The following is a 24,892-nucleotide window of genomic DNA, read 5'->3' on the forward strand; positions in this document are numbered from 1 at the left end:
GTGCGGGGTCGTCGACCGGGTGACGGCGGCGCCGGGAGCCGCGGCCGGCCGCGTCGTCCGCAGTACGCCGACCAGCGCGGACCGGCCGCCCAGATGAACATGACAGTCAGGTGAACGCGGCGGAAGGCGGACAGAGGGCTCGGAACGGACATCGGTGATGTGGCGTTGGCTGGGTCGCGGTGCACCGAGGCGCCCGTCCGTGACCGACCTATCTGCCGGAGTTCTCGATGACCGCATCCGAGGTCCGCCCGTCCCAGCACGCCCCGCCCGCTCCCGCCGGGACCGGCCGCGTGGCGGCCCTGCGCGCCGACCTCGGCGCCTCGCTCGTCGTCTTCCTCGTCGCCGTCCCGCTGTCGCTGGGCATCGCGCTCGCCTCCGGCGCGCCGATCATGGCCGGGATCATCGCCGCGGTCGTCGGCGGCGTGGTGGCCGGGCTGCTGGGCGGCTCGCCGCTGCAGGTCAGCGGGCCGGCCGCGGGCCTCACCGTCGTCGTCGCCGAGCTGGTGGCGCGGTTCGGCTGGCAGGTCACCTGCCTGATCACGGTCGGCGCGGGCCTGCTGCAGATCGTGTTCGGGCTGCTGCGCGTCGCCCGGTTCAGCCAGGCCATCCCGCCCGCCGTCGTGCACGGGATGCTCGCCGGGATCGGGCTGACGATCGCTCTCGGCCAGCTGCACGTCGTGCTCGGCGCAACCCCGCCCACGAGCGCCGTCGACTCCGTCCTCGGGCTCCCCGCCCGGCTGCTGGCCGCCGATCCGGCCGCCGCGGCCGTCGGCGGCGTGACGCTCACGATGCTGCTGGCCTGGCCGCTGGTGCCGAAGGTGGTGCGGGCGGTGCCCGGGCCGCTCGTCGCCGTCGTCGCGGCCACCGCCGTCGCGGTGATCTGGCCCGCGGTCCCGAGGGTCGACCTCCCCGGCGGGCTGCTGGAGTCGATCGCCCTGCCGAGCGTGCTGCCGACGGGGGACTGGACCGGGATCGTCGGCGGCATCCTGACCGTCGCCCTGATCGCGAGCGTGGAGAGCCTGCTGTCGGCCGTCGCGGTCGACCGGCTCCGCCGCCCGGACGGCAGCCACGGCCCGCGCACCCGCCCCGACCGCGAGCTGATCGGTCAGGGCGCCGCCAACGGAGTGTCCGGGCTGCTCGGCGGCCTGCCCGTCACCGGGGTGATCGTGCGCAGCTCGGCCAACGTCCGGGCCGGGGCCCGCACCCGCGCGGCGACCGTGTTCCACGGCGTCTGGATCGCGGTGTTCGCGATCTTCCTGATCGGGATCATCGAGCTGGTGCCGCTCGCGGCCCTCGCCGGACTGCTGATCATGGTCGGGCTCCAGCTCGTGAAGCCGGCCGACATGGCGCAGGCCCGCCGCCACGGCGACCTCGCGGTCTACGTCGCCACCATCGTCGGGGTGCTGGCGCTGAACCTGCTGGAGGGCGTCGGGGTCGGGCTGGCCGTCGCCGCCTTCCTCATGCTGCGCCGCGCGCTCTCGGCGAGCCTGCAGCACGAGCCGCCCGCGGCCGACGGCGAGCCGCACCGCGTCATCGTCGGGGGGACACTGAGCTTCCTGTCCGTCCCGTCGCTGGCGCGGACGCTGGGCGCGGTGCCCGCCGGTGCGCCGGTGCAGGTCGACCTCGTCGTCGACTACCTCGACCACGCCGCCTACGACCATCTCGACACCTGGACCGCCCGGCACCGCGCGAGCGGCGCCCCGACCGAGGTGACCGAGCCTGCCGACGCCGGCGGCACGCGGCGGGGCCGGTACGCGACGTGGTCACAGTGGCCGGGGTCCCAGGCGAAACCGCTGCTCACGGGCGTGGCGGCGTTCCACGAGGAGTCGGTGCCGCTGCGGTCGCCGGGCTCCGGGCAGGCCCCGTCGGGGCTGCTGCTGACCTGCGCCGACTCCCGGGTCGTGCCCAGCGTGATCACCCGCAGCGGCCCGGGCGACCTGTTCACCGTGCAGAACGTCGGCAACCTCGTCGCCGGGACGTCGGTGCGCGCCGCCGTCCAGTACGCGACGACGGTCCTGGAGGTCCCGACGCTCGCGGTGTGCGGGCACTCCGGCTGCGGCGCGATGCGCGGGCTGCTCGACGGCACCGCCGAGGGTGCGCTGGGCGACTGGCTGCGTGCGGCGGCCCCGAGCCTGGAGGCGTTCCGCGCGGGGCACCCGGTCGGCGTCGCGGCGCTGCGCGACGGGTTCGGCGAGGCCGAGGCGTTGGCGATGGTCAACGTCGCCGTCCAGCTCGACGCGCTGGAGCACACCGGGGCGGGACTCGTCGGGCTGTTCTCCGACATCCCCACCGCCCGGGTGCTCGCCCTGGACCGGGAGGCGCAGGAGTTCCGGCTCGGGTAGCTAGGGTCGGGGGGTGGTTGACCACCCCCTCGCCTGGCTCGACGCCCACGCCGACGCCCGTCGCGCCGCCGGACTGCGCCGGGAGCTGCGCCCGCGCCCGGCCGGTGAGCCCGGCATCGACCTCGCCGGCAACGACTACCTCGGGTTGACCTCCGACCCGCGGGTCGTCGCCGGTGGCATCGAGGCCCTGCGGACGTGGGGGGCGGGCTCGACGGGGTCACGGCTGGTCACGGGCACGACCGCGCTGCACGCGGAGCTGGAGCGTGAGCTCGCGGCGTTCTGCGGCGTCGAGTCGGCTCTCGTGTTCTCCTCGGGCTACGCGGCGAACCTCGGCGCGCTCACCGCGCTGTCCGGGCCGGGCTCACTGATCGTCTCCGACGTCGCCAACCACGCGTCGCTCGTCGACGCCTGCCGGTTGTCCCGGGCGCGGATCGTCGTGGCGGACGGTCCCGCCGCCGTCGACGCGGCCCTCGCCGCGCGCACCGAGTCCCGCGCGCTCGTCGTCACCGACAGCGTGAACAGCGTCGACGGCGGGCTGGCCCCGCTCCGGGCCCTGCACGAGGTCAGCCGGGCGAGAGGGGCGCTCCTCGTCGTCGACGAGGCCCACGGGCTGGGCGTCTGCGGGCCGGGTGGGCGCGGGCTGCTGGCCGGCGTCGGGCTGGCGGGGGCGGACGACGTCGTGGCCACCGTGACGCTGTCGAAGGCGCTGGGGAGCCAGGGCGGGGCGGTGCTCGGGCCCGCCGCGGTCACCGCGCACCTCGTCGACACCGCGCGCTCGTTCATCTTCGACACCGGCCTCGCGCCCGCCTGCGTCGGCTCCGCCCTCGCGGCCCTGCGAGTGCTGGCGGCCACCCCGTCCCTGCCCGGGGCGGTGCTGCGCGCCGCCGCCGACCTCGCCGCCGCCGCCGGGGTGCCGGTGCCGGAGTCGTCGGTGGTGTCGGTGGTGCTGGGCGAGCCGGAGCGGGCGCTCGCCGCCGCACGGCGGTGCGCGGAGCTGGGTGTGCGGGTCGGTTGCTTCCGCCCGCCGTCGGTCCCGGTGGGGACGAGCCGGCTGCGGCTGACGGCGCGGGCGACGCTGACCGGCGACGAGCTCGCGCACGTCCGTGCGGTGCTGGCCGAGGTGCTGGCGCCTGCGGCGGCGCGATGAGTCGCGTCCTCGTCGTCACCGGCACCGGGACGGGGGTCGGCAAGACCGTCGTCACCGCCGCGGTGGCCGCGCTCGCGCCGGGCCGCGTCGCGGTACTCAAGCCCGCCCAGACCGGGGTGGGTCCCGACGAGCCGGGCGACCTCGCCGACGTCGCCCGCCTCGTCCCCGGCGTCACCGGCCGCGAGCTGGGCCGCTACCCCGATCCGCTCGCCCCCGACACCGCCGCCCGCCGCGCCGGCCTCCCGCCGGTCACACCCGCCGCGGCCGTCGCGGCGGCCCGGGAACTGGCCGTCGACCACGACCTCGTGCTCGTCGAGGGGGCGGGCGGGCTGCTCGTCCGGTTCGACGGGACGGGGACGCTGGCCGACGTCGCGGCAGCCCTCGACGCACCCGTCCTCGTCGTCGCCGCGGCGGGTCTGGGCACGCTCAACCACACCGCCCTGACGACCGGGGCGCTGACCGCGCGCGGGTTGCGGTGCGCGGGGGTCGTCGTCGGGTCGTGGCCGCGCGACCCCGATCTCGCCGCGCGCTGCAACCTCGCCGACCTGCCCGCCGTCACCGGATTCCCGCTGCTCGGAGCGGTCCCGGACGGGGCCGGGGTGCTCGGCCCGGAGGAGTTCGAGTCCGTCGCCCGTCACAGTCTTTCGCCCGAACTGGGCGGGGAATGGCATAGTCCCGGATCGTGACGACCACCGAAGCCGCCGCCATCCTGTCCACCGCCCGCACCCAGGTGTTGGAGGAGGGCATCGGCCTCGACGAGGCCCAGGTGCTCGAGGTGCTGCGGCTGCCCGACGACGCCCTCGACGATCTGCTGCAGCTCGCCCACGACGTGCGGATGCGGTGGTGCGGGCCGGAGGTCGAGGTCGAGGGGATCATCTCGCTCAAGACCGGCGGGTGCCCGGAGGACTGCCACTTCTGCTCGCAGTCGGGCCTGTTCGCCTCGCCGGTGCGCTCGGCGTGGCTCGACGTCCCGGCGCTGGTCGAGGCGGCGAAGCAGACCGCGAAGACCGGGGCCACGGAGTTCTGCATCGTCGCCGCCGTGCGCGGGCCGGACGCGCGGCTGATGGCGCAGGTCGCGGCGGGGATCGCGGCGATCAAGGACGAGATCGACATCAACATCGCGTGCTCGCTGGGGATGCTGGACCAGGAGCAGGTCGACCAGCTCGCCGCGATGGGCGTGCACCGCTACAACCACAACCTGGAGACGGCGCGGTCGCACTTCCCGAACGTGGTCACCACGCACACCTGGGAGGAGCGGGCGGAGACGCTGCGGCTGGTGCGCGAGGCCGGCATGGAGGTGTGCTGCGGCGGGATCCTGGGGATGGGGGAGACGTTGGAGCAGCGTGCGGAGTTCGCGTCGCAGTTGGCCGCGCTGACCCCGGACGAGGTGCCGTTGAACTTCCTCAACCCGCGCCCGGGCACCCCGTTCGGTGACCAGGAGCCGATGGAGGGGTCCGACGCGCTGCGCGCGGTCGCGGCGTTCCGGCTCGCGCTGCCGCGTACGGTGCTGCGCTTCGCGGGCGGTCGGGAGATCACGCTCGGCGACCTGGGCGCCCGCAAGGGCCTGCTCGGCGGGATCAACGCGGTCATCGTGGGCAACTACCTCACGACGCTGGGGCGCGCGGCGGAGTCCGACATCGACCTGCTCGGCGAGCTCCAGATGCCGATCAAGGCGCTGAACGACACGATCTGATGGCCCATCGCGACGAGTCCTTCTGCGACCAGTGCGGGCAGCCCGCCGGTGACCATCCGCGCTGCGTCACACGTCGCGAGCTGGAGCCGCCGCGGTACTGCCCCGCGTGCGCGCGGCGGATGGTCGTCCAGGTGAACCCGGTGGGCTGGACGGCCCTGTGCAGCCGGCACGGCGAGCTGCACAGCGCGTAGCGTTGCCGTGGCACCGTCGTGCTCCGGTGCGTCGGGTGCCCGAGGCCATCGCCCAGAGCAGTGGCAACGACGACGCCGAGATCATGCGTCGAGTCGGGGCGGGCGGGAGCTTCGTGATCACTCGCAACGGTCGCCCGGTGGCCGATCCGACCCCGCACGGCGGTGGGAGTCGCCCGAGGCGCTCGACCTTCCGCGAGGAGCAGGAGCACGCGAGGACCCTTCCACCGATCGACGTCGAGCAGCGGTACGCCGATCGGGCGGCCGACGACGCGGTCTCCGGCGACGACCGTCGGGAGTGCTGAGGTCGCCGCGGCGGTCGTCCTCGACACTGCGGCGCTGATCGATCTCGACGTCGTCGACAGGTGTGGGTGCGACGACGCGGAGACCGCGGTGAGCGCGATCTCGGTGGGCGGGCTCGGCCGCCACCCCGCACCAGCACCGGACCACCCACCGAACCCGTCGGGTCCCTGCCCCGACCGGCGAAGCTGCAGCAGGCCTACGCGAGGTTCGACGCCGGTGAGATCGAGCAGGGTGATCTCGAGGAACTGCAGGACGCCGCGGTCAAGGACTCCATCGAACGGGGCGAGGCCACCGGTTCACCGATCGTCTCCGACGGCGAGCAGCGCTGGTCGTCGTTCGCCACCTACCCGATCGCCACTCGCCGGCACCGGACTGGCGCCCAGCCTCGGCCCGGGCGGGCAGTACTTCGCGATCTTCGCCGACGGCCACGGACGCCGGTTGCCGAAGCTGGAACGCGGCCCGTTCGCCTACAACCAGCACGCGGCCGACACGTTGCGGAAGTCGCTCGGCTACGCCACCAAGCCGATGAAGCGGGCCGTCATCGCGCCGTCGATGCTCGCACTGCTCCATCCGTTGAACGAGCCGGTCGAGGGGTACTCGCGCGAGGAGTTCGAGGCCGCGCTCATCGACGAGTGCGACAAGGACATCCGCGGGGCCCTCGCCGCGGGCGCGGTGCGTGTGTCCGCCGACTTCACCGAGGGGCGCCTCGCCACCCGCGCCGACCCGCGCAACCCCTGGACGGGCGCCGGTCTGCTCCCGCATTTCATCGAGCTGAACAACCGCGTGATGGCGCGGTTCACCGCCGAGGAGCGCGTGAACATCGGCATCCGGCATCCACACCTGTCCGGGTGGCGACCGCGATTCCGTGCACTCCGCGGACGTGCCCTACAACAACCTGCTGGGCTCGATGTTCGACATCGACGCCGGTTACCTCCTCATCCAGCTGGCCAGCGAGCGCGAGAAGGACCCGGTGTACGAGACGATCGGGCAGAACCTGCGCTCCGACGCCGAAGGTGTCACGCAGATGGCGTACCTGGGGGTGGCGATCCGGGGAATCCGCGGGTGGAATCGCCGCAGGAGATCGCCGACAATCTGATCCGGGCGGCGAACTTCATCGACCGCAACCAGCTCGGCGCCACCGACGACTGCGGTTTCTCCCCGTTCTCGATCGACGAGAAGCCCAACCACGGGTCGCCCGACCACGCCCGCGACGTCGCCTTCCAGAAGATCGCGAACCGGGTGGAGGGGGCGCGCCTGGCCGCCGACAAGCTCGGTCTCCAGCGGGGTCGGGGTCGGCCGCGGCAGGTCCTCCGCCACCCGCCATGCTGGACGCATGGCGAACTGGGGAAACCTGCTGCGGCAGGCGGCCAAGATCGGGATGGACCTGCTGTCGAGGTCGCAGACACCCACGCGTCCGGCAGGTGGGACGGCGGCGCCGCGGCTGCGGACGCAGGCGCGCAGCGCGCCCACCGGCGACGCCCCGCGCACGATCGCCTACGCCCCCGACCTCGACGGGTCGGCCGACCCGGGCGAGATCGTCTGGGCCTGGGTGCCGTTCGAGGAGAACGACGGGCGCGGCAAGGACCGCCCGTTGCTCGTCGTCGGGCGGCAGGAGGGTGACCTGGTCGGGCTGATGCTGTCGAGCCAGCACGAGCGGGCCGACGACCGCGACTGGGTCTCGATCGGGTCGGGGGCGTGGGACCGCGAGGGGCGCGAGTCGTTCGTGCGGCTCGACCGGGTCCTGGAGGTGGGGGAGCACGACATCCGCCGCGAGGGCGCCGTGCTCGACCGCGACCGGTTCGACCGCGTCGCCGGCGAGCTGCGCGGGCGCTTCGGCTGGAGCTGACGGCGCGACCCCGGGGCGCAGGAGCAGCGACTCGCGGGCGTGGATCCAGCGACTCGCGGGGCGTCAGTTGGCGCTGTGCTCCACCGAGAACGTCGTCGTCGGGGCGGGGACGGCCCGGAGCTGGGTGAGCAGGCCGGTCTCCCTGGCGAGCAGCAGGCGGACCATCCGCAGCCGTTCGGTGGGGGAGATCTGCTCCAGCAGCGACTGCTTGTCGGTCAGCGGGAGCAGGCAGTCGGCGGCCAGGACACCCGGCAGTTCGGCGGCGGGGATGTCGGCGTCGGGCTCGGACCAGTCGTCGGTCTTCCACGCGGTGCTGCAGTAGCGGCGGTGGGCGGCCCGGGCGGACGTGGTGAGCATCGTGGTGAGCTCGTCGCCGCCCTCGAACTCGGCGTCGGGCAGGAACTCCACCGACCCCATCAGGTACGGCTTGGACTCCGTGTCGAGCTCGAGCAACCGGAAGCGCCGGGCGCCGCGGGTGACGATGTCGAAGCGCCCGTCGGGCAGCCGTCGGACGTCGCGCAGCGAGGCGGTGCAGCCGACGCCGTGCAGCCCGGCGACGCCGTCGTCGTCGGGCGTCCACCCCTCGCGCACCGCGACGACGCCGAACTCCTTGTCGGGTACCGCCCCGGTGACCAGGTCGATCGTGAGCTGCCGGTAGCGCGGCTCGAAGATGTGCAGCGGCAGCAGGGCCCCCGGCATGAGCACGGTTCCCAAGGGGAACACGGGGACGGTCTCGGCCACGGCGCCTACGGTACGGCGCCCCGTCCGTGCTCGCCCGGCGGCTTGAGCACGGCGAACGCATCGGTCACGCGCAGGGTCCGGTCGGTGAAGCGGAACAGCGCGGCGGGCCGCCCGCCGGAGGGGCCGGGAGGGGCGACGGCACCGGTCGGTTCGAGCAGGGCCCGGCGGGTCAGCACGCGCTGCAGGTTCGTGGCGGAGACCGGGTGGCCGAGCGCGGTGACGTAGAGGTCGCGCAGGGCGGAGATCGTGAACTCGCGCGGGGCGAGGGCGAACCCGAGGTTGGTGTAGGACAGCTTCGCGCGCAGCCGGTCGCGCGCGGCGGCGACGATCGTGCCGTGGTCGAACGCGGCGCCGGCGAGTGCGGGGGCGCGGACCGGGGTGGGGAGTGCGTCCGGGGCCGGGGCGCGCTCGGCGGGCGGCGGGCTGACGGGACGCCACGCCGTGTCGTCCGGGACCACCGGGTCGACGTCGGACGGGACGAGCCCGAGGAACGCGGTCGCGATGAGCCGGGTCCCCGGCACGCGACCGGGCTCGCTGAACACCCCGAGCTGCTCGACGTGCGCGACCTCGCGGACGTCGACCTTCTCCGCGAGCTGCCGCAGCACCGACGCCTCGACGTCCTCGTCGTCACCGAGCCGCCCGCCCGGCAGGGCCCACCGGCCGCGGTCCGGGTCGCGTGCGCGCTCCCAGGCGAGGACCTGCACGCCGTCGTCGCCCATGCGCAGCACCGCGGCGAGCACCTCGTGACCCGTCGCGCGCACAGGGTGATCGTAGGGGAGCAGGTGAACGGGGCATGACCGTCAGGTGAGGTGCAGGTCACGCGGTGCGTGCCTCGCGGGGGCGGCGCTGCTAATATCGCCCCTAGTTTACGACTACTAGTCGAAAACACGAGGAGGGGCCATGGCCGTGACGGAGCTGCTGTCGGAGGTCGAGGCGGGGTGGGCCGAGGAGGTCCGCGCGCTCGCGCAGGCCCAGGACGCGGTGGTGCTGGCGCACAACTACCAGCTGCCGGAGATCCAGGACGTCGCGCACTTCACCGGGGACTCGTTGGCCCTGTCCCGGATCGCCGCGGAGTCGACGGCCTCGACGATCGTGTTCTGCGGCGTCCACTTCATGGCCGAGACGGCGAAGATCCTCAGCCCGGAGAAGACGGTGCTGATCCCGGAGGAGAAGGCCGGCTGCTCGCTCGCCGACTCGATCACCGCCGAGCAGCTGCGCTCCTGGAAGGCCGAGCACCCCGGCGCGGTGGTCGTCAGCTACGTCAACACGACGGCGGCGGTGAAGGCGGAGACCGACATCTGCTGCACGTCGTCGAACGCGGTCGAGGTCGTGCAGTCGATCCCGGAGGACCGCGAGGTGCTGTTCCTGCCCGACCAGTTCCTCGGCGCGCACGTCCGCCGGATCACCGGTCGCACGAACATGCACGTGTGGGCGGGGGAGTGCCACGTGCACGCGGGCATCAGCGGCCCGGCGCTCACCGCGCAGTCGGAGGCGTACCCCGACGCCGACCTCTACGTGCACCCCGAGTGCGGGTGCGCCACCTCGGCGCTCTACCTCGCCGGGGCCGGGGCGGTGCCCGCGGAGCACGTCAAGATCCTCTCGACGGGCGGCATGCTCGACGCCGCGCGCGTCGCGAAGCCCGGCGGCACCGTGCTCGTCGCCACCGAGGTCGGGATGCTGCACCAGCTGCGGCGGGCCGCCCCGGAGGTCGACTTCCGCGCGGTCAACGACCGGGCGTCGTGCCACTACATGAAGATGATCACCCCGGCGAAGCTGCTGCGGGCACTGCGCGAGGGCCGCGACGAGGTGCACGTCGATCCCGAGCTCGCCGAGCGTGGGCGCGCCGCGGTGCAGCGGATGATCGCGATCGGGCAGCCCGGAGGTGGGGAATGAGCGCCTGGGAGGCCGAGGCGGACCTCGTCGTCGTCGGGTCGGGGGTCGCGGGGCTCACCGCAGCACTCGACGCCGCCGCGGCGGGCCTGCGGGTCGTCGTCGTCACCAAGGACGCCGTCGACGCCGGGTCGACGCGGTGGGCGCAGGGCGGGGTCGCCGTCGTCGTCGGTGACGTGCCGGGCGACAGCGTCGATGCCCACGTCGCCGACACGCTGGAGGCCGGTGGCGGGCTGTGCGACCCGGCCGCGGTGGCGTCGATCATCGCCGACGGGCCGGCGGCCGTCGCGCGGTTGCGGGAACGCGGGGCGGTCTTCGACCGCGCAGACCCGAATGGGGCCCCGGACGGTCGCCTCGCCCGCACCCGGGAGGGCGGGCACTCCGCGTTCCGCGTGGTGCACGCGGGCGGTGACGCCACGGGCGCCGAGGTCGAGCGGGCGCTGGTGCACGCCGCGGGCGGGTTGCCGCTGCTCACCGGGCACGTCGCGGTCGACGTCCTGCGCACCCCCGACGGGCGGGCCGCCGGCCTCGCCCTGCTCGACGACGAGGGCCGCCCCGGTGTGCTGCGCGCCGCCGCGGTGCTGCTCGCGACCGGCGGATACGGCCAGCTCTACTCCTCGACGACCAACCCCGAGACGGCCACCGGCGACGGAGTCGCGCTCGCGCTGCGGGCCGGGGCGTCGGCGGCCGACCTCGAGTTCGTGCAGTTCCACCCGACCGTCCTCTACACCGGGCCGGCCGTCGGGCGCCGTCCGCTGGTCACCGAGGCCGTCCGCGGCGAGGGCGCGGTCCTGCTCGACCGCGCCGGTCGCCGGTTCATGACCGGGGTCCACCCGCTCGCCGACCTGGCCCCGCGCGACGTCGTGGCCGCCGCGATCACCCGGCGCCTCGCCGAGACGGGCACGGCATGCGTCTACCTCGACGCGCGCGCCCTCGACGGCTTCGCCGCCCGCTTCCCGACGGTCTACGCGGCCTGCCGGGCGGCCGGGATCGACCCGGTGCGCGAGCCCATCCCGGTCACCCCCGCCGCGCACTACTCGTGCGGCGGGGTCGTCACCGACATGCACGCCCGCACGGGGGTCCCCGGCCTGTACGCGGCGGGGGAGGTGGCGCGCACCGGCCTGCACGGGGCCAACCGGCTGGCGTCGAACAGCCTGCTGGAGGGCCTCGTCATGGGGGCGCGGGCGGCGGAGGCGGTGGTGGCGGAGTTGCAGGAAAGCCACCATGCCGCCACGTCATGGCGGGAAAGTGGCTCTACTGCCATTCCGGCCCCCGCCCCCGCCGTCCCCCTCGCCGACCGCGGCACCGTGCAGCGGGCCATGTCGGGGGCCGCGGGTGTCGGCCGGGACGGGGCCGGTCTCGCCGCCGCCTCCGACGCGATCGACGCGGCCACCGCGCTCGCGGTCCCGATCGACCGCGCGGGCGTCGAGGACGCCGCGCTCACCCTGATCGCCCAGGCCGTGCTCGCCGCCGCGGGCACCCGCACCGAGAGCCGAGGCTGCCACGTGCGCACCGACTTCCCCGCCCGCGACGACGTATGGCAGCGCGCGAGCCTGGAGGTCGTGCTCGGCGAGTCCGGCCGCCCCGTCGTCCGAGCGGCACGGGCGGTGTCGGTGTGAACGGCCCCGATCTCGACGATCTGCACCGCGTCGTCGCCACGGCGCTGAAGGAGGACCTCCGCTACGGCCCCGACGCCACCACCGAGGCCACGGTCCCGGCCGACGCCGTCGCCGTCGGGGCCTTCGCCGCCCGCCGCCCGGGGGTGCTGGCCGGTATCCCGGCCGTGGTCGCGGTGCTCGACGCCGTGGTCGGGGACTACGAGGTCCTGTCCACCGCCGCCGACGGCGACCGCGTCAAGGCCGGCGACGCCGCACTCACCGTCCGCGCCCCCGTCCGCACCTTCCTCACCGCGGAGCGCACCGCGCTCAACCTGCTCTGCCACCTCTCCGGCGTCGCGACGGCCACCGCGGCCTGGGTCGACGCCGTCGCGGGCACCGGGGCGCGCATCCGCGACACCCGCAAGACACTGCCGGGCCTGCGGCTGCTGGAGAAGTACGCCGTGCGCTGCGGCGGGGGCGTCAACCACCGCCTCGGGCTCGGCGACGCCGTCCTGATCAAGGACAACCACGTGGCCGCGGCCGGGTCGGTCGGCGCGGCGTTCCGGGCCGCGCGCGAGCGGGCGCCGCACCTGCCGTGCGAGGTGGAGGTCGACTCGCTGCAGCAGCTCGAGGAGGTCCTCGCCCTGGGTGCGGAGCTGGTGCTGCTCGACAACTTCTCCGTCGAGCTCACCCGCGAGGCCGTCGCGCTGCGGGGGAGCGCCCCGACCCGGCTGGAGTCCTCCGGCGGGCTCGCGCTGGAGAACGCCAGGGCGTACGCCGAGACCGGGGTCGACTTCCTCGCCGTCGGTGCGCTCACCCACTCCGTCATCGCGCTCGACCTCGGACTGGACCTCCTGCCGGGCTGACCGGGGGCGTGGGCGACGCCACGTCGGCAGGATTCGGTCGTTCCGCGCCCGCCGGGGGACAATCGTGTTGGGTACGCGTCAACGACGACCTCCACCACACCCGTCCCGTCGGCGATCGGTCTGGAGTGTCATGACGATGATCTGCGAACGCTGCTACGCCCCCATCGGCGAGGGGGAGTCGCTGGTGCGCCTGGCGCACATCGACCACGCGCACCCCGACGGGAGCGTCACCTGGGCGTACGCCTACGTGCACGTCACGGTCTGCGCCACGCCCCGGCCCGCTCCGCACGAGCGCCCCGACACCGGCGCCTGGGACGCCGCGCGCGGCATCGGCGGCTACCGCACCTGAGCGACGGGGCCGACGGCCGTAGGCTGGGGCCATGCTCCGCCGGACCGACCTGCGCCCCCAGAAACTCCCCACCACCGCCGCCCTGCGGGCTCTCCTGCCGCGCGCGGAGGTCGATGTCGACACCGTCCTGCACCAGGTACGACCCCTGGTCGAGGCCGTGCGCGACCGGGGTGCCGAGGCGGCGCTGGAGTTCGGCGAGCGCTTCGACGGTGTCCGCTCGGCCTCCGTGCGGGTGCCCGTGGCGACGATCACCGCGGCGCTCGACGCCCTCGACCCGGAGGTGCGCGCCGCGCTCGAGGTGTCGATCGAGCGCGCCCGGAAGGTGCACACCGAGCAGCGCCGCACCGACATCGTCACGAACGTCGTCCCCGGCGGCACCGTCACCGAGCGGTTCGTGCCGGTGCGCCGCGTCGGGCTCTACGCGCCGGGCGGGCGCGCGGTGTACCCGTCGAGTGTCGTGATGAACGTGGTGCCGGCGCAGGAGGCGGGCGTCGAGTCACTCGTCGTGGCGTCGCCCCCGCAGGCCGAGCACGGCGGGCTGCCGCACCCCACGATCCTCGCCGCGGCCGCGCTGCTGGGCGTCGACGAGGTGTGGGCGGTCGGGGGAGCGCAGGCCGTCGCGCTGCTCGCGTACGGCGGGGAGGACACCGACGGCGGCGAGCTGGAGCCCGTCGACATGGTCACCGGCCCCGGAAACATCTACGTGACCGCGGCCAAGCGGCTGCTGCGCGGCCTGATCGGCATCGACGCGGAGGCCGGTACCACCGAGATCGCCGTGCTGGCCGACGACACGGCCGACCCGGTGCACGTCGCCGCCGACCTCATCTCCCAGGCCGAGCACGACCCGGCCGCGGCGTCGGTGCTGGTCACGACGTCGCCCGCGCTGGCCGACGCCGTCGACGCCGAGCTGGCCGTGCAGGTCCCCACCACCAAGCACGACGAGCGGATCCGCGAGGCGCTGACCGGGCCGCAGTCCGGCACGGTGCTCGTCTCCGACCTCGACGACGGGATCGCCGTGGTCGACGCCTACGCCGCCGAGCACCTGGAGATCCAGACCGCCGACGCCCGCGCGGTGGCCCTGCGCATCCGCAACGCCGGCGCGATCTTCGTCGGCCCGTGGGCGCCGGTCAGCCTCGGCGACTACTGCGCGGGCTCCAACCACGTCCTGCCCACCGGCGGCTGCGCGCGGCACTCCGCGGGCCTGTCGGTGCAGACGTTCCTGCGCGGCGTGCACGTGATCGACTACTCGCAGGACGCCCTGCGTGAGGTCGCCGACTCGGTGGTCACGCTGGCCGGGGCCGAGGACCTGCCCGCGCACGGCCAGGCCGTCACGGTGCGGTTCCGATGACCGCCGACGTGCTCTCTCCCGCGGAGGCGGCGTCGTGAAGGAGATCACGCTCGACGACCTCCCCCTGCGCGACGACCTGCGCGGGAAGTCCCCCTACGGCGCCCCGCAGCTCGACGTGGCGGTGCGGCTCAACACCAACGAGAACCCGTACCCGCCGCCGCCCGAGCTGGTCGTCGACGTCACCGCGGCCGCCGCGGAGGCCGCCGCCGACCTGCACCGCTACCCCGACCGCGACGCCGTCGCGCTGCGCACCGACCTCGCCGCCTACCTGACGGACGCCACCGGCGTGCCGCTCGGCGTGGAGAACCTCTGGGCCGCCAACGGCTCCAACGAGGTGCTGCAGCAGATCATGCAGTGCTTCGGCGGTCCCGGTCGCACGGCCGTCGGGTTCGAGCCGAGCTACTCGATGCACCCGATCATCGCCGCGGGCACCCGCACCGAGTGGCTGCCCGCGCCGCGGAAGGCCGACTTCGCGATCGACGTCGACGCCGCCGCCGCGCTCCTGCGGGACCGGGCGCCGGACCTCACGTTCCTGACCAGCCCGAACAACCCCACCGGCCAGTCGCTGGAGCCCGCCGAGCTGGCCGTCCTGGTCGACGCGGCGCCGGGGATCGTCGTGGTCGACGAGGCCTACGCGGAGTTCTCCGACCGGCCCAGCGCCGTCACGCTGCTGGCGACGCACGGGCACAAGCTGATCGTCAGCCGCACGATGAGCAAGGCGTTCGCGTTCGCCGGCGGGCGGCTGGGCTACCTCGCGGCCGCGCCCGCCGTCGTCGACGCGCTGCAGCTCGTCCGGCTGCCCTACCACCTCTCGGCGCTCACCCAGGCCGCCGCGCGCGCGTCGCTGCGGCACGCCGACGCCACTCTCGGCTCGGTCGCGCTGCTGCGCCACGAGCGCGACCGCGTCGTCGACGAGCTGCGCAGCGCGGGATACGACGTCGTGCCCAGCGACGCCAACTTCGCGCTGTTCGGCGCGTTCGCCGACGCCCCGCGCGCGTGGCAGGCCTTCCTCGACCTCGGCGTGCTGATCCGCGACGTCGGGATCCCGGAGCGGCTGCGCGTCACGATCGGCACGCCCGAGGAGAACGACGCGTTCCTCGCCGCCGCCGTCGACCTCGCAACGAAGGAGCTCGCATGAGCAGGATCGGCCGCGTCGAGCGGATCACCAAGGAGTCGACGGTCCTCGTCGAGATCGACCTCGACGGCACGGGCAAGACCGAGATCGCCACCGGCGTGCCGTTCTTCGACCACATGCTCGACGCCTTCGGCAAGCACGGCGCCTTCGACCTCACCGTGCGCGCCACCGGTGACGTCGACCTCGACGCGCACCACACCGTCGAGGACACCTCGATCGTGCTCGGCCAGGCGATCCTGCAGGCGCTCGGCGACAAGAAGGGCATCCGCCGCTTCGGCGACGCCTGGATCCCGATGGACGAGGCGCTCGCGCAGGCCGTCGTGGACGTCTCCGGGCGGCCGTACACCGTGCACACCGGCGAGCCCGAGGTCATGACGGGGTTCGTCGTCGGCGGGCACTACCCGACGGTGCTCAACCGGCACGTGTTCGAGTCGCTGGCCTTCCACGGCCACCTCGCCCTGCACGTCCGCGTGCTCGACGGCCGCGACCCCCACCACATCACCGAGGCCGAGTTCAAGGCCGTCGCCAGGGCCCTGCGCGCGGCGGTGGAGCCGGACGACCGGATCACCGGGATCGCGTCGACGAAGGGCACGCTCTGATGCCGAAGATCGTCGTGCTCGACTACGGATCGGGCAACCTGCGTTCCGCGGAACGCGCGCTGAGCCGGGTCGGGGCCGACGTCACCGTCACCTCCGACGCCGACGAGGCCACCGAGGCCGACGGTCTCGTCGTCCCCGGGGTCGGGGCGTTCGCGGCGTGCATGGCCGGGCTGCAGTCGATCGGCGGGCCGCGGATCATCGACCGCCGCCTCGCCGGGGGCCGTCCGGTGCTCGGGATCTGCGTCGGCATGCAGGTGCTGTTCGACCTGGGCGTCGAGTGGGGCGAGCGGACCGTCGGCTGCGGGCAGTGGCCGGGCACCGTCGAGCAGATCAAGGCCGACGTGCTCCCGCACATGGGCTGGAACACCGTCACGGCCCCGGCCGGGTCGGCGCTGTTCCACGGCCTCGACGCCGACACCCGCTTCTACTTCGTGCACTCCTTCGGCGTGCGGCGCTGGGAGCTGGAGCCGTCGGAGGCCCTGCGCCCGCCGCTGGTCACCTGGGCCCACCACGGCGAGGACTTCGTGGCGGCGGTGGAGAACGGCGCGCTCGCGGCCACCCAGTTCCACCCGGAGAAGTCCGGTGACGCCGGGGCCGCGGTGCTGCAGAACTGGCTGCGCGACGTCGTCGGCTAGCGCCCGGCGAAGGCCCGTTCCTTCAGGTCGTAGCGCAGCTCGCGGCGCCCGTCGCGGATGCCGTCGACGACCAGCTCCACCAGCTCCTCGACGGTCGCACCGGCCGTCATCGACGGGGCCTCGCCCTCGATCGCGCGGTCGGCGAGGCCGGTCTCGATGTGCGGAGGGCGGACGTCGAAGACGGTGACGCCCCGGCGGCGCTGCTCCTGGCGCACCGCGGTGAGCCAGGCCGAGAGCCCGGCCTTGCTCGCGGTGTAGGCGGCCATGCCGGCGGTGGGGTGGTCGGCGAGGATCGCGCTGAGCACCGCGACCGTCCCGTCGCCGTCGAACCGCGGAACGGCGGCCCGGACCATCGCCATCGGCGCCATCGTGTTGACGGTCAGCAGGTGCTCGGTGATCACGTCGCCCGCCTGCTCCGCGGGCCCGAACGCGGCGACCCCGAACGCGACGACGAGCACGTCGAGGCCGCCGAGCAGCTCGGCGGCCTCGTCGACGACGGCGGCGCAGCGCTCTAGGTCGAGCGCGTCGAAGGTGAGCACGGGGGCGTCGACGCCGACCGCCGCGAGCCGGTCGGCGTCGCGCCCGGCCAGCACCAGCCGGGCGCCCCGGTCGTGCAGCGAGCGGGCGATCGCCGCACCCAGCACACCGCTCGCGCCCGCGACCACCACACGTGCCCCGTCCAGATCCATACTTCGCACGCTAGGTCCGAAACCTTGTCCGCGCGCGGCGACTCCAGCGGAGTGAGCAGAGGGAGTGATCGTGATGGAGCAGTTCGGGCCGTACCGGCTGGAGGAGCTGGTCGGGCGCGGCGGCATGGGCGAGGTCTACCGGGCGTACGACACCCGCCGCGACCGCATCGTGGCCCTCAAGCGGCTGCCCGCGCACCTCGCCGCCGACCCGGACTTCCGCGCCCGCTTCCGCAAGGAGGCCGCGGTCGCGTCCCGGCTGACCGAGCCGCACATCGTGCCCATCCACGACTTCGGCGAGATCGACGGGCGCCTGTTCCTCGACATGCGGCTGGTCAACGGGCGCGACCTCGCCGACGTGCTCGCCGAGGGCGGGCCGCTGCCCGCGGCGCGCGCGGTGCCGATCGTGGCCCAGGTCGCGAGCGCGCTGGACGCCGCCCACGCGAGCGGGCTGCTGCACCGCGACGTCAAGCCGGCCAACGTGCTGCTCACCGGGGACTTCGCCTACCTCGCCGACTTCGGGGTCGCCCGGGCCGTCGACGGGTCGGCGGACTCCGCGCTCACCGCGACCGGGGCGACCGTCGGCACGCTGGGCTACATGGCGCCCGAGCGGTTCCTCGGCGACGCCGTCGACCACCGCGTCGACGTCTACGCGCTGGCCTGCGTGCTGTTCGAGCTGCTCACCGGGCGGACCCCGTTCGCCGGGGTGACCGGCCCGGCGCTGATGCACGCGCACCTGTCGACGGAGCCGCCCGCGCCGAGCCGCGTGGCCCACGGCGTCCCGGCCGCCCTGGACGCCGTCGTGGCCCGGGGCATGGCCAAGGACCCGGCGCACCGCTACGCCGCCGCGGGGGAGCTGGCCGCGGCCGCGACCCAGGCCGTCAACGGCGTGCCGATGACGCAGGCGCACCCGGGAGGCTCGGGCTGGACGGCGACCACCCCGGCGTGGCCGGGTGGACCGGCGGGCACCCGCGTCGGGCCGCCGACGGGGACCGGGTTCGGCGACGGACGACCGGGTGGGTACCCGGCGCCGGCCGGGCCGACGAACGCGTACGGGCCGCCCGGGTACGGCCCGGCGGGTCACGGCCAGGCCGGGAGCGGTGCGGCCGGGAGCGGCGGGCCGACGGGCTACGGCCAGGCCGGGTTCGGCCAGGCGGGGAGCGGCCCGACCGGCTACGGCCCGGCGAGCTACGGCCCCGGCCCGCAGGGGGCAGGCGGGTACGGGTCCGGGGCCCCGGCATCCGGGGGCGCGGGCCACGGCGCCCCGGGCCACGACACCCACGGCCGCGACCCCGGTGCGACCGCGGGCCGCGGGCGGCGGCGCTGGCCGTTGATCGGGGTGGCCGCCGCGGCCGTCGTCGCCCTCGTCGTCGCGGGGGTCGTGCTGTGGCCGCGCGGGTCCGCCACCCCGGGCGCGACCGCCTCGGGCGGGGCGACCGGCACCGACACCGTCGCGACCGGCGGGGGACCGGCCGCCGCGGACCTGCTCGCCGAGCTCGACCCCGACGGCTTCTACGCCGAGACCTGTGTGGACGCCGCGCCGACCGACGGCGCCACCGAGCAGATCCGGTGCACCACCGGCGACGCGTCGGTGACCGAGGTGGAGTTCCGGCGCTTCGCCGACGTCGCGACCTACGGCGCCGCGCTCACCGCGGTCGACGCGGCGACGTCGGGCGACGACGAGGACTGCGCCATCGGCGGTGACACCGTCGTCGAGTACGCCGGGTACGACCTCGTCTGCGGCACGCGGATGCTCGGCGACGGCACCAGCGTGTACGTGATGGCCTGGGGGACGCGCACGTCGCGGATCCAGGGGTACGTCGCGGGCTCCGACCCCGGCGAGGTCTACACCTGGTGGATCGGGCACACGCCGTTCTGAGCGGGATGGGTACGCTGCGCGCCGTGACTTTCGTGTTGCTGCCCGCGGTCGACGTCGCCGACGGCCAGGCCGTCCGCCTGGTCCAGGGCGAGGCCGGTACCGAGACCGGCTACGGCGCGCCCCGGGACGCGGCCTTGCAGTGGCAGACCGACGGTGCGGAGTGGGTCCACCTCGTCGACCTCGACGCCGCGTTCGGCCGCGGCTCCAACGCCGAGCTGCTGGCGGCGGTCGTCGGGGAGCTGGACGTGCAGGTGGAGCTCTCCGGGGGCATCCGCGACGACGCGTCGCTGGAGCGGGCCCTGTCGACCGGGTGCGCGCGGGTCAACCTGGGCACCGCGGCACTGGAGAACCCGCAGTGGTGCGCGCGGGCGATCGCGGCGCACGGGGAGCGGATCGCGGTCGGGCTCGACGTGCGGGTCACCGAAGCCGAGGACGGATCGACGCGGCACCGCCTCGCCGCCCGCGGCTGGACCACCGACGGCGGTGACCTGTGGGAGACCCTCGCCCGCCTCGACCGCGACGGGTGCGCCCGCTACGTCGTCACCGACGTCAGCAAGGACGGCATGCTCAAGGGCCCCAACACCGGGCTCATGCGCGAGGTCGCGAACGCCACGAAGGCCCCGCTGATCGTCTCCGGCGGGATCTCACAGATCTCCGACCTGGAGGCGCTGGCGGAGGTCGCCGCCGAGGGCGTCAACCTGGAGGGCTCGATCGTCGGCAAGGCGCTCTACGCCGGACGGTTCACGCTGCCCGAGGCGCTGGCCGCGATGCGGGACGTGGCCGCCCGCGGGGGCGGGGCCCACGGAGGGACGGCCCAGCAGGCGGGCTGATCCGCCTTGCTCTGCGTCTCAGTAGGGTTGCTGTCGTGAGTGTGGCCGTGCGCGTGATCCCCTGCCTGGACGTCGACGCCGGGCGGGTCGTCAAGGGCGTCAACTTCGCCGACCTGCGCGACGCGGGCGACCCCGTCGAGATGGCTCGGGTGTACGACGCCGAGGGGGCCGACGAGCTGACGTTCCTCGACGTCACCGCGTCCTCCGGCGAGCGCGCCACCATGCTCGACGTCGTGCGGCGCACCGCCGAGCAGGTGTTCATCCCGCTGACGGTCGGTGGCGGCATCCGGGCCACCGACGACATCGACGTCCTGCTGCGCAACGGCGCCGACAAGGTGTCGATCAACACTGCGGCCATCGCCCGCCCGGAGCTGCTGCACGAGGCCAGCCGCCGGTTCGGGTCGCAGTGCATCGTGCTGTCGGTCGACGCGCGGACCGTGCCGGAGGGTGGCGAGCCGACGCCGTCGGGCTGGGAGGTCACCACCCACGGCGGGCGGCGCGGCACCGGCATCGACGCCGTCGAGTGGGCGGCGCGGGGCCAGGATCTCGGTGTCGGGGAGATCCTGCTGAACTCGATGGACGCCGACGGCACCCGCGCCGGGTTCGACCTGCGGATGATCGCCGCGGTGCGCGCCCGCGTCGACGTGCCGGTGATCGCCAGCGGGGGAGCGGGCGCGGTGGAGCACTTCGTGCCCGCCGTCCGCGCCGGCGCCGACGCAGTACTCGCGGCCACGGTGTTCCACTTCGGACACTTCCGGATCGGCGACGTGAAGCAGGCACTCAAGGAGGCTTCGGTGGAGGTCCGATGACCAGGGTGCTCGACTCCCGGCTCGACCCGGCGATCGCGGCCCGGCTCAAGCGCACCGCCGACGGGCTGGTGTGCGCGGTCGCCCAGCAGCGCGGCACCGGCGAGGTGCTGATGGTGGCCTGGATGGACGACGAGGCGCTGCACCGCACGCTGACCACCCGCCGCGCGACGTACTGGTCGCGCTCTCGGGAGGAGTACTGGGTCAAGGGCGAGAGCTCGGGTCACGCCCAGGCCGTGCACGAGGTGCGGCTGGACTGCGACGGCGACGCGATCGTCGTGGTGGTCGACCAGACCGGCCCGGCCTGCCACACCGGCACCCGCACCTGCTTCGACGCCGACGTCCTGCTGCCCCCGGCCTGACCCACCCCACCCACCCCTCCCCGCCACCCCGCGAGTCGCTGCTTCCCCGCCCGCGAGTCGCTGTTCCTACGCCCGCGAGTCGCTGTTTCCGCGCCCGCGAGTCGCTGTCGTCAGACCCGCGAGTCGCTGTACCTGGCGCCCCTGAGTCGCGAGCACATCTCCGCGGGTCGCGGACACGAGATCAGCGACTCGCGGGCCCGGAAACAGCGACTCGCGGGTGTGGGGTCGGGGTCGGTGCCGCGGTCACTGCGAGCAGGCCCGCCACCGCGAGGGCGAACCCGCCCAGCAGGCCGGCCAGGTGGGCGCCGCCGGCGACCGCATCCGGGGTGACCAGCGGGGCCGCCGTCGTGACCAGTGCCGTCGTCCACAGCCCCCACGCGAACAGCGCGGCACTCCCGGTCCAGGCCGCGACGACGGCGGTGACCCGGTGCGCGGAACCCCGGACCAGCGCCACGACCCCGGCCGCCCCGAGGAACGCGAGCAGGGCACTCACCGTCTCCTGCACCGCCACCGCGGGCACGCCGATCCGCACCGCCAGCACGACGTGCAGTACCCCGGCGAGCACGGCGAGCACGACGCCGCCCGTGGCGGTCGCCGGGAGCAGCGGCGAGGTTCCCCGTGCGGGTGTCCAGCGCGAACGGGCGTGCAGCGCGAACGCGGCCAGCAGGAACACCGCCTGCCAGGCGAACCCGCCGTAGACCAGCGGTCGCACCCAGGGCTCCAGGAAGTCGGGAGGGGTGGACGGGTCGGCCGTGGCCAGCAGCGTCGCGGGCAGGATCCCGACCGCGACCGGCACCAGCAGGCCGGTGCCGACCCACATCGGCAGCAGCACGAGCCACGCGGGCAGTCGCCGCCCGACCGGGTGGGTCAGGGCGAGGGCCAGCGCGACCACCACGAGGTCGAGCACGGCGGTGACGCCGTTGAGCGCCACCATCGCCGTGCCGTGCACGAGCGCGGGATCGGTGGTGCCCACGTCGCTGCCGGTGATCCACAGCGCCTTCAGGGTCAGGTAGGGGAGGGTGCCGGCGGCGGCGGCCCAGCCGAGCAGCCGGTGAGGTGTCGAGGTCACGGGGGGAGCCTGCCCAGCGGGCCGTCCGGGCACCTCCCGCCCGGGAGCGAACGACCTCCCCCGCGAGAGGGAGGTCCCGGGCCGGCGGTGCTGCGACGATCGGTCCATGGCTCTGATCACCCGCCGGACCGTCCACCTGCTGCTGGGAGCGGTACTGCTGCTGCCCTATGTCGCACTGGGCTGGCTGTTCGTGATCTCGGCCGACGGGCTGGGGTGGGTCGAACTGCTGGTCCTGCTCGCGCCGGCCGTCGCGATCGGGGTCGGGGTGGCGTTCGTCCGCGGCGTGCGGGCGCTGGAGATCGCCGCGGCGCGTGCGCTGCTCGGCGTCGACCTGCCCGACCCGGACGCCGACACCTGGTCCGCCCGGCGCCGCGCGGCGGCCTGGTTGCTGCTCAACGCCGTGCTCGGCGGTGCGGTGGCGCTGCTCGTGCTCGTCGTGGTGCCCGTCGCCGCGGCGTTCGTCCTCGCGCCGTGGTCGTCGTTCCCGCCGCTGCCCACCGGCCCCGCCGCCTTCTGGACGCCGCCGGTCGGTGTGCTGCTCCTCGCCGTGCTCGGGACGGTGCTCGCCGTCGTCGGGGCGGGGGTCGCCCGGCTCGCCCCGGTGCTGCTCGGACCGTCGGCGGCCGAGCGGATGGCCGCCGAGCTCGCCGCCTCCCGGCGCGCCGAGCGGGCACTGGCGCAGCGCAACCGCCTCGCCCGCGAGCTGCACGACTCCGTCGGCCACGCCCTGACCGTCACCACCCTGCAGGCGGGCGCCGCGGCCCGGGTGCTGGACTCCGATCCCGCGTTCGTCGCCCGCGCACTGGACGCCATCGCCGACGCCGGGCGCACCGCGCTCGACGAGCTCGACCACGTCCTCGGGCTCCTGCGCGACGGCGCGGACGAGGCCCCGGACCGTGCACCCCAACCCGACCTCCGCGACCTCGACTCCCTCCTCGCGAGCACCCGGGCGGCGGGCGTGCAGATCACCGCAGACGTCCGCGGTACCCCCGACACCGTGCCGCTCGCGGTCTCGCGTGAGGCCTACCGGATCGTGCAGGAGTCCCTCACCAATGCGGCGCGCCACGCGGAACGGGCCCGGCTGCGCGTCGCCGTCGATCCCGACGCCGTGCTGATCGAGCTGACCAACCCCGTTCGCGCGGGCGGGACGCCGGGCGGCGGACGCGGCATCACCGGCATGCGCGAGCGGGTCGCGGTACTGGGCGGCGAGCTGACGGCGGGGCTCGGGTCGGGTGAGTGGCGGGTGCACGCGCGCCTCCCGCTGGCAGGATCGACGGTGTGATCGGAGTCGTGCTCGTCGACGACGAGGAGCTCGTCCGCGCCGGCCTGCGGGCCATCCTCGACGCGGAACCCGACATCGAGGTGCGCGGGGAGGGCGCCGACGGGTCCGAGGTGCCCGGGCTGGTCCGCCGCCACCGGCCCGACGTCGTGCTGATGGACGTCCGCATGCCCGACGTCGACGGCCTCGCCGCCACCCGCCACCTGGTCTCGACGATGCCGGAGCCGCCGCGGGTGCTCGTGCTCACCACGTTCGGCAACGACGGCTACGTCTACGACGCACTCGCCGCGGGCGCGACCGGCTTCCTGCTCAAGCGCGCCCGGCCGGTGGAGATCGTGCAGGCGGTGCGGACGGTCGCGGCGGGGGAGTCACTGCTGTTCCCCGTCGCCGTACGCGACCTGGTCGCCACCCGGGGGCGCTGCGGGGGCGACGCGCTGCGCGGCGCGGGCCTCACCGACCGCGAGGGCGAGGTGCTGCGGTGGGTCGCGCGCGGGCTCTCGAACGCCGAGATCGCCCGCGAGCTGGTCCTCGGTGTCGAGACGGTGAAGACGCACGTCGGCAACGTCCTGGCCAAGCTGGACGCCCGCGACCGGACGCAGGCCGTGGTGCGGGCCTACGAGTCCGGCTTCATCGACCCGTTCCGGCCCGCCGACTGATCAGGTGAGCGGGCCGGTGAGGTAGCGCTGGATCGTCGGGGCGACCGCGGCCGCGACCGTCGCGTGGTCGGCGGAGGCGAGCGGCTCCAGTTTCACGACGTAGCGGGCCATGCCCAGCCCGATCAGCTGCGAGCCGACCAGCGACGCGCGCAGGTCGGCCTGGTCGGGCCCGAGCGTCGCGACGACGCGCGCCAGGATCACCCGCGTGACGAACTCCCGCAGCATCCGCGCGGCCGCGTCGTGCGCGGCGACGCTGCGGATCAGCGACGCCATCGGGCCGCCGCCGGTGGCGTCCCAGATCGTCAGGAACCGCGTGACCAGCCGCTCGCCCAGCTGCTCGGGGTCGCCGCGCAGCACCTCGGGGAAGACGACGGCGGGGTCGAGCGGGATGTCCAGCGAGGCGGTGAACAGGGCGTCCTTGGAGCCGAACCAGTGGTTGACCATCGCGGGGTCGACGCCGGCGCGCTCGGCGATGTGCCGGACCGTCGCGCCGTCGTAGCCGCGCTCGGCGAACGCCGACCGCGCGGCGGAGAGCAGGGCGGCGCGGGTCTCCTCGCCGGCCCGGCGGCGGCCCCGGCGACGGGAGACCGGCGGGTCGTGGGGGGCGGACACCCCGACATCATCCACCCCGCTCCTGCGAGGATG

General features: G+C 74.9%; 27 protein-coding genes. 22 read left to right on the plus strand and 5 right to left on the minus strand.

All coding sequences use genetic code 11. The features are described from left to right. Positions 1-227 precede the first annotated feature (227 nt). The 8 genes from I4I81_RS04125 to I4I81_RS04160 all read left to right on the plus strand — a co-directional run bounded on the left by I4I81_RS04125 (position 228) and on the right by I4I81_RS04160 (position 7,519). Complete coding sequence (locus I4I81_RS04125; protein ID WP_218604380.1) at positions 228-2,342, plus strand: SulP family inorganic anion transporter; 2,115 nt, start codon at positions 228-230, stop codon at positions 2,340-2,342. A gap of 13 nt (positions 2,343-2,355) precedes the next feature. After that, a complete protein-coding gene (locus I4I81_RS04130; RefSeq protein WP_218615825.1) occupies positions 2,356-3,489 on the plus strand; it encodes an 8-amino-7-oxononanoate synthase in 1,134 nt (377 codons plus the stop codon). Next, the gene (gene bioD / locus I4I81_RS04135) at positions 3,486-4,175 is read left to right on the plus strand and encodes a dethiobiotin synthase (RefSeq protein ID WP_218615826.1); all 690 of its coding nucleotides are present in this window, start codon (positions 3,486-3,488) and stop codon (positions 4,173-4,175) included. Before I4I81_RS04130 ends, bioD begins: the two co-directional genes overlap by 4 nt. Continuing rightward, positions 4,172-5,182 carry a biotin synthase BioB gene (gene bioB / locus I4I81_RS04140; RefSeq protein WP_226363738.1) on the plus strand — a complete coding sequence of 337 codons (1,011 nt, stop codon included), beginning with the start codon at positions 4,172-4,174 and terminating at the stop codon, positions 5,180-5,182. The genes bioD and bioB overlap by 4 nt, the downstream gene beginning before the upstream one ends. Next, a complete protein-coding gene (gene bsaP / locus I4I81_RS04145; RefSeq protein WP_218605671.1) occupies positions 5,182-5,373 on the plus strand; it encodes a biotin synthase auxiliary protein BsaP in 192 nt (63 codons plus the stop codon). Before bioB ends, bsaP begins: the two co-directional genes overlap by 1 nt. A gap of 35 nt (positions 5,374-5,408) precedes the next feature. Next, positions 5,409-5,675 (plus strand): type II toxin-antitoxin system Phd/YefM family antitoxin, encoded by a 267-nt coding sequence (locus I4I81_RS04150; RefSeq protein WP_226363739.1) that lies wholly within the window; start codon positions 5,409-5,411, stop codon positions 5,673-5,675. 863 nt (positions 5,676-6,538) lie between these two features. Next, a complete protein-coding gene (locus I4I81_RS31380; protein WP_308187733.1) occupies positions 6,539-6,769 on the plus strand; it encodes a hypothetical protein in 231 nt (76 codons plus the stop codon). Between the two features lie 237 nt (positions 6,770-7,006). After that, complete coding sequence (locus I4I81_RS04160) at positions 7,007-7,519, plus strand: type II toxin-antitoxin system PemK/MazF family toxin (protein WP_218605672.1); 513 nt, start codon at positions 7,007-7,009, stop codon at positions 7,517-7,519. A 63-nt stretch (positions 7,520-7,582) separates the two neighbouring features. Here the strand turns inward: I4I81_RS04160 and I4I81_RS04165 are convergent, their stop codons facing one another. Further along, the gene (locus I4I81_RS04165; protein WP_218605673.1) at positions 7,583-8,260 is read right to left on the minus strand and encodes an LON peptidase substrate-binding domain-containing protein; all 678 of its coding nucleotides are present in this window, start codon (positions 8,258-8,260) and stop codon (positions 7,583-7,585) included. A 5-nt stretch (positions 8,261-8,265) separates the two neighbouring features. Beyond that, positions 8,266-9,021: an NUDIX hydrolase gene (locus I4I81_RS04170; protein WP_372478354.1), complete on the minus strand. Its 756-nt coding sequence runs from the start codon at positions 9,019-9,021 to the stop codon at positions 8,266-8,268. A gap of 139 nt (positions 9,022-9,160) precedes the next feature. Between I4I81_RS04170 and nadA the strand changes: the two genes are divergently transcribed. From nadA to hisH, 8 genes are all read left to right on the plus strand, one after another. Beyond that, positions 9,161-10,153: a quinolinate synthase NadA gene (nadA, locus tag I4I81_RS04175; protein WP_218606229.1), complete on the plus strand. Its 993-nt coding sequence runs from the start codon at positions 9,161-9,163 to the stop codon at positions 10,151-10,153. Further along, positions 10,150-11,769: an L-aspartate oxidase gene (locus tag I4I81_RS04180; protein ID WP_218615827.1), complete on the plus strand. Its 1,620-nt coding sequence runs from the start codon at positions 10,150-10,152 to the stop codon at positions 11,767-11,769. The genes nadA and I4I81_RS04180 overlap by 4 nt, the downstream gene beginning before the upstream one ends. Further along, positions 11,688-12,614 carry a carboxylating nicotinate-nucleotide diphosphorylase gene (gene nadC, locus I4I81_RS04185; protein WP_218604348.1) on the plus strand — a complete coding sequence of 309 codons (927 nt, stop codon included), beginning with the start codon at positions 11,688-11,690 and terminating at the stop codon, positions 12,612-12,614. The genes I4I81_RS04180 and nadC overlap by 82 nt, the downstream gene beginning before the upstream one ends. A gap of 130 nt (positions 12,615-12,744) precedes the next feature. Continuing rightward, the gene (locus tag I4I81_RS04190) at positions 12,745-12,963 is read left to right on the plus strand and encodes a hypothetical protein (protein WP_218604347.1); all 219 of its coding nucleotides are present in this window, start codon (positions 12,745-12,747) and stop codon (positions 12,961-12,963) included. A 31-nt stretch (positions 12,964-12,994) separates the two neighbouring features. After that, positions 12,995-14,311: a histidinol dehydrogenase gene (hisD, locus tag I4I81_RS04195; RefSeq protein ID WP_218604346.1), complete on the plus strand. Its 1,317-nt coding sequence runs from the start codon at positions 12,995-12,997 to the stop codon at positions 14,309-14,311. Between the two features lie 34 nt (positions 14,312-14,345). Further along, on the plus strand, positions 14,346-15,449 hold the full coding sequence (locus I4I81_RS04200) for a histidinol-phosphate transaminase (RefSeq protein ID WP_218604345.1): 1,104 nt from the start codon (positions 14,346-14,348) through the stop codon (positions 15,447-15,449). Next, a complete protein-coding gene (gene hisB / locus I4I81_RS04205) occupies positions 15,446-16,045 on the plus strand; it encodes an imidazoleglycerol-phosphate dehydratase HisB (RefSeq protein WP_218604344.1) in 600 nt (199 codons plus the stop codon). The genes I4I81_RS04200 and hisB overlap by 4 nt, the downstream gene beginning before the upstream one ends. Further along, the gene (hisH, locus tag I4I81_RS04210) at positions 16,045-16,680 is read left to right on the plus strand and encodes an imidazole glycerol phosphate synthase subunit HisH (protein WP_218604343.1); all 636 of its coding nucleotides are present in this window, start codon (positions 16,045-16,047) and stop codon (positions 16,678-16,680) included. Before hisB ends, hisH begins: the two co-directional genes overlap by 1 nt. Here hisH and I4I81_RS04215 read toward each other — a convergent pair. Then, positions 16,677-17,369 carry an SDR family NAD(P)-dependent oxidoreductase gene (locus I4I81_RS04215; RefSeq protein WP_218604342.1) on the minus strand — a complete coding sequence of 231 codons (693 nt, stop codon included), beginning with the start codon at positions 17,367-17,369 and terminating at the stop codon, positions 16,677-16,679. The genes hisH and I4I81_RS04215 overlap by 4 nt on opposite strands. Before the next feature lie 73 nt (positions 17,370-17,442). On the opposite strand from I4I81_RS04215, the gene I4I81_RS31335 reads away from it, so the two are divergent. From I4I81_RS31335 to hisI, 4 genes are read left to right on the plus strand one after another with little or no spacing between them, the layout of a single operon-like run. Beyond that, complete coding sequence (locus I4I81_RS31335) at positions 17,443-19,245, plus strand: serine/threonine-protein kinase (protein ID WP_218604349.1); 1,803 nt, start codon at positions 17,443-17,445, stop codon at positions 19,243-19,245. 23 nt (positions 19,246-19,268) lie between these two features. Then, positions 19,269-20,075 (plus strand): bifunctional 1-(5-phosphoribosyl)-5-((5-phosphoribosylamino)methylideneamino)imidazole-4-carboxamide isomerase/phosphoribosylanthranilate isomerase PriA, encoded by an 807-nt coding sequence (gene priA / locus I4I81_RS04225; RefSeq protein ID WP_218604341.1) that lies wholly within the window; start codon positions 19,269-19,271, stop codon positions 20,073-20,075. Between the two features lie 35 nt (positions 20,076-20,110). Continuing rightward, positions 20,111-20,884: an imidazole glycerol phosphate synthase subunit HisF gene (gene hisF, locus I4I81_RS04230; RefSeq protein ID WP_218604340.1), complete on the plus strand. Its 774-nt coding sequence runs from the start codon at positions 20,111-20,113 to the stop codon at positions 20,882-20,884. Next, positions 20,881-21,243 (plus strand): phosphoribosyl-AMP cyclohydrolase, encoded by a 363-nt coding sequence (gene hisI, locus I4I81_RS04235; protein ID WP_218615828.1) that lies wholly within the window; start codon positions 20,881-20,883, stop codon positions 21,241-21,243. Before hisF ends, hisI begins: the two co-directional genes overlap by 4 nt. Positions 21,244-21,424: 181 nt before the next feature. On the opposite strand, the gene I4I81_RS04240 is transcribed toward hisI, so the two are convergent. Further along, positions 21,425-22,312, minus strand: a complete 888-nt coding sequence (locus tag I4I81_RS04240) for a hypothetical protein (RefSeq protein WP_218604530.1) — start codon at positions 22,310-22,312, stop codon at positions 21,425-21,427. A 106-nt stretch (positions 22,313-22,418) separates the two neighbouring features. Between I4I81_RS04240 and I4I81_RS04245 the strand changes: the two genes are divergently transcribed. Both I4I81_RS04245 and I4I81_RS04250 read left to right on the plus strand, forming a co-directional pair. Beyond that, positions 22,419-23,594 (plus strand): sensor histidine kinase, encoded by a 1,176-nt coding sequence (locus tag I4I81_RS04245; RefSeq protein ID WP_218604529.1) that lies wholly within the window; start codon positions 22,419-22,421, stop codon positions 23,592-23,594. Beyond that, positions 23,582-24,247, plus strand: a complete 666-nt coding sequence (locus tag I4I81_RS04250) for a response regulator transcription factor (RefSeq protein ID WP_218604532.1) — start codon at positions 23,582-23,584, stop codon at positions 24,245-24,247. Before I4I81_RS04245 ends, I4I81_RS04250 begins: the two co-directional genes overlap by 13 nt. On the opposite strand, the gene I4I81_RS04255 is transcribed toward I4I81_RS04250, so the two are convergent. Beyond that, positions 24,248-24,859, minus strand: a complete 612-nt coding sequence (locus tag I4I81_RS04255; RefSeq protein ID WP_218604528.1) for a TetR/AcrR family transcriptional regulator — start codon at positions 24,857-24,859, stop codon at positions 24,248-24,250. Positions 24,860-24,892: the final 33 nt, after the last annotated feature.

The sequence above is a fragment of the Pseudonocardia abyssalis genome (genome assembly GCF_019263705.2).
Taxonomy (GTDB): Bacteria; Actinomycetota; Actinomycetes; order Mycobacteriales; family Pseudonocardiaceae; genus Pseudonocardia; species Pseudonocardia abyssalis.